General features: G+C 26.9%; 7 protein-coding genes. All 7 read right to left on the bottom strand.

The genetic code is table 11. The features are described from left to right. A partial coding sequence (locus tag CPX_RS02680; protein WP_235443274.1) for a hypothetical protein occupies nucleotides 1-353 on the bottom strand: 353 nt, incomplete at its 3' end. A gap of 64 nt (nucleotides 354-417) precedes the next feature. Next, nucleotides 418-669: a hypothetical protein gene (locus CPX_RS02675; protein ID WP_053521621.1), complete on the bottom strand. Its 252-nt coding sequence runs from the start codon at nucleotides 667-669 to the stop codon at nucleotides 418-420. A 41-nt stretch (nucleotides 670-710) separates the two neighbouring features. After that, on the bottom strand, nucleotides 711-998 hold the full coding sequence (locus CPX_RS02670; RefSeq protein ID WP_053521620.1) for a thioredoxin domain-containing protein: 288 nt from the start codon (nucleotides 996-998) through the stop codon (nucleotides 711-713). A gap of 38 nt (nucleotides 999-1,036) precedes the next feature. After that, nucleotides 1,037-1,666, bottom strand: coding sequence for a lambda-exonuclease family protein (locus CPX_RS02665; RefSeq protein WP_053521619.1), 630 nt, complete (start codon nucleotides 1,664-1,666; stop codon nucleotides 1,037-1,039). A 118-nt stretch (nucleotides 1,667-1,784) separates the two neighbouring features. Beyond that, nucleotides 1,785-1,979 carry a hypothetical protein gene (locus CPX_RS03435; RefSeq protein ID WP_235443273.1) on the bottom strand — a complete coding sequence of 65 codons (195 nt, stop codon included), beginning with the start codon at nucleotides 1,977-1,979 and terminating at the stop codon, nucleotides 1,785-1,787. 17 nt (nucleotides 1,980-1,996) lie between these two features. After that, nucleotides 1,997-2,356 carry a hypothetical protein gene (locus CPX_RS02655; RefSeq protein WP_053521618.1) on the bottom strand — a complete coding sequence of 120 codons (360 nt, stop codon included), beginning with the start codon at nucleotides 2,354-2,356 and terminating at the stop codon, nucleotides 1,997-1,999. 118 nt (nucleotides 2,357-2,474) lie between these two features. Next, nucleotides 2,475-2,705 (bottom strand): hypothetical protein, encoded by a 231-nt coding sequence (locus tag CPX_RS02650; RefSeq protein ID WP_053521617.1) that lies wholly within the window; start codon nucleotides 2,703-2,705, stop codon nucleotides 2,475-2,477. Nucleotides 2,706-2,827: the final 122 nt, after the last annotated feature.

Raw genomic sequence — 2,827 nt, 5'->3', positions numbered from 1 at the left:
TTTTCTTCCTTTTTTTCAATATTTGGCGTTAAAGTTTCTATTTTTTTTCTTAATTGGTGGTTAGAACTTTCTATCTTTTCAAGCTTTTGTAATAGTAATTTGCGTTTTTCTTCTTGTTTAGCTTCTTTTTTCGATAAACGTTGTAATTTTCTTTGCTTAAAAAAACAACCCATAATGAATTCTGGCACAAAAAGGATAATATTAATGAAGAACTGAAAGACAGGTTTAAACCCTGTTATCAGCAAGACAGTAAAAATAGTGGTTTGCATATTATCTATTCTATGGGCCAAAATTTCCTCAACCGTAAAACCTTTAGCAAATTTGAGGCAAACATCTCCTATATTTAAAAACAATGCCAGAATAAACGTTTTTATTTTTACGAAACAATTCCACATAAAGTTTGTTCCTTTCTGGTTTTTATTCCAATTCTTTTAATTCCACTCCACAAGCTTTTAAATCTTTAAGCGTATATCTAGCATTTTTTAATTGTTTAGCTGTATATCCTGCCTCTATCATTTCTTCAACTTTATACCCAACCAATCTTAATTCAAAAGCTGCATACCCAGCACATCTTAATTCAAAAGCGGTATACCCAACATCTCTGAATCTTTTAGCTGTATACCAATTATCTATTATTTTTTTAGCATATTTTTTACATTTTCTAGACATTTAAATCTCCTTTTATTTAATGTTTATTTATATTTATTTTTTTAAAGCTCCTCGTTTGGTAAAGAAATATTCTTTTTTAAGAAAGCATCTATCATATCCAGCCTTACTTCGCTTAAAATAGCGCCTGTTTTATCGTTAATTAAAGCTGGTGCTTTTTTAATATTATATTTACTAACGAGTTGATTAAATGTTTCAGCATGAAGCATCTGTGGTCTATTAATAATTTGAATGTGTTTTAAATATTGTGGATATACTTTGTATAAGATGTTTTTTAATTGATCACAATTGGCACAATTATCTAAAGTTAATAAAAATATTTTTTGTAACATATGAATATCCTTTTTTCTTATAATAATTTTTGTAAATTTTATTTATCTTTTTCAGCTAAACGAGCTAAATCAACCATCTGTCTGCTTTTTTCTAATTCTTGTTGAAAAGCTTCTGCTTCGATGAGCATTTTTGTTACAAAGTCTTTATCTAAACAAACTTCTTGATTTCGGAAAAGTTTGTCATTCACGAAAACAAAAAAATAACCTTTTTCCAAGTTGCTACAATAAAGTTGAGCTTGCATTTGGGCCCAATAATATGGAGGTATTGTTTGTGTTTTAAAAAAATCTTGCCAACTCGAACCGTCGGGATTCAAAGGACATTTAATTTCTAGTAAAGTCTTGGTTTCTTCGTTATAACCATCTAAAGAAGCGGACATTAAACCTCTGGTAAAAACGGCGGGAACATATTTTAACCCATGACAAAAACAATAAAAATTTTTTGCTTTTGGTTCAGTTTTTTTGCCATGTTCCACTGCCTCGTTAGTAATAAAATCACTCCCAAACACTTTTTTAAAAAGTAAATCCTCTTTGGTTTCATAAGGATTTAAACCCATGATAGTACCTACTTCAGAAGCATTGATAAACTTTTTCCGATGTTGAAACCATTGCCAACTATTTTGGTTTAATGTTACTTTAAGAGCGGGGATAGCAAAAATATTTTTTTTCATCTGTTCAAACTCCTTTGCCTATTGTTGTTGTTTTTATAAAAAAGATAAATTTTTTTAGGTTTTCTCCTTTCAATATAGTCCAAAAAACTTTCTAAAGAATTATCAACAATAAAATTTTCTAAAACATTTTTTTAGGTTGTTGTAAAAAAAGCCCTTCTAGATTTTGATTGGAACGTAAATAAAAATTGGTCTTATTTAAAAATAATTCCATTTTGTCTATATAAACTTGTTCACAATTAACTAATAAATTTTCTTGTTTTAAAAAAGTTATTATTTCTTCTTTTTTGTTAATTTGAATTTCTTGAATTTTCATTTGATTACAAACTCCTTTTAATTTTTAAAATTGAATTCTTTTTTGAAATTATCTAACCAAGCAGGACTATTTTTATGCTTATTTTGCTCATTCAAGGGAGAAACATTTATTTTAGCGGGATTAATGTATAATTGTTTGGTTTGCTTATTAAAAAAATATTTTTGTTCTAAATTAGCGTCAAATTCTAAACTAAAAAGACTTTTATTTAATTCTTTCATTGTCGTTTTTATTTTGGTAATATCCGTTTTCTTTAAAAATAATGTTTTTTCCGTAATGTTATAGTTGGTTTGTTTTATATTCGCACTTACTAAAATATGAAATGTATCTATCTTAGCTAAAAAATGCATAATTTGTTTTAAACCGTAAATATATTTCATTCGTTTAGTACCTTTAATTCGACATTTGCCAATATATATTTAATTTGTTGGTGTTTTTTATTCTTTTTGATGTCTTTTGGTTTAGTTAATGTTTCTTCACAATTATTAACCTTTAATTTCAATTGCTTTTTTTTGGGCTTTTCAACGTAAATAATGTCAGCACACCCATTAGAATCAACATCTGTATAGATTTTAGTTGGCTTTTGACTTTTCTTTTGTTTTTTTTGTATGGTTGTTCATGCACATTTAATTGTTCATAAATATTTAAAGCAGATAAAATTTGTTTGTCGTGCTTTTCTTTTTCTTTTTTCTCTTTTTTAAGTAAATTTACAATTTCTTGTTCGTTCATTTTTTTAAAACTCCTTTTTTAAGTTTGGCTAAATAAAAAAACCAAACTGTTTATTTTTAATTAATAAACAATTTGGTTCAATTAGTTGTTTTCTTTTGGCTCCACTTTTGTGGGGCACCTCA

The sequence above is a fragment of the Candidatus Phytoplasma pruni genome (assembly GCF_001277135.1).
Lineage (GTDB): Bacteria > Bacillota_I > Bacilli_A > Acholeplasmatales > Acholeplasmataceae > Phytoplasma > Phytoplasma pruni.
The sequence above is the reverse complement of the archived record's forward strand: the minus strand, read 5'-3'. Positions and strand labels throughout refer to the sequence as shown.